At 60.0% G+C, this 702-nt stretch carries 1 protein-coding gene; it reads right to left on the reverse strand.

The window, feature by feature from the left end:
* Nucleotides 1-91 precede the first annotated feature (91 nt).
* Complete coding sequence (locus tag ACTD9P_RS29650; RefSeq protein WP_438870423.1) at nucleotides 92-628, reverse strand: chorismate mutase; 537 nt, start codon at nucleotides 626-628, stop codon at nucleotides 92-94.
* Nucleotides 629-702: the final 74 nt, after the last annotated feature.

Here is a 702-nt window from a genome sequence, read left to right on the forward strand (position 1 = left end):
AAGGCGGTGTGTCAGTTAACATATGTATCGACTGATTCGCCGCCTTCGCGAGCAAGCCCGCTCCCACAGTTTTTGATTGGGTTTGCAGGCTTCAACCTTTGTAGATGCACAGCTCGGCAGTGGCGCGGATCATTGCCAGTTGGCGCAGCGGATCATTCAGCGGCTCATGCACGGCGGCAGCCAGCCACTGCGGGCATTGCGGGTCGGTGCGCTGCGGGGTGAAGTCGGCCAGTTGCTGCAGTAGGGTTTTTTGCAGTTGATCCAGTTGCGGGCGAATCTGCTTCACCAGATCCGGGCGCGGGTCGTCCGGGGCTTTGCCCTGGAACTGCCAGTCGGACAGGTGGGTGTACTGCACCAGCTTGTTGGCCTCTATCTGCGCAGAAAAAAACTGCTCAGCGGCGGCGGGGTCGAGTTTGTAGCCGGGCGCCTGGGCCGCCACGCTGGCGATCACCTCTTGTTCGCGCTTTTTGTCCTCTACGGGCTTGTGGCTGTCCCATTTGCTCAGGGCTACCTGATCGGCAATCTCCAGGCGCTCGGCGATGCTGTTGAGCAAAGGCTCCAGAGTGGGCGGCGCTGCGCTGGCTGTGGCGCAGGCGAATAACAGGGCGAATGCAAATCTATGTTTCAACGTAGATCTCCTTGTGGGAGCGGGCTTGCTCGCGAAGGCGGTGTGTCAGTCACCCGATGCATTAACTGATACGC

It is taken from the genome of Pseudomonas onubensis, assembly GCF_965653655.1.
Taxonomy (GTDB): domain Bacteria; phylum Pseudomonadota; class Gammaproteobacteria; order Pseudomonadales; family Pseudomonadaceae; genus Aquipseudomonas.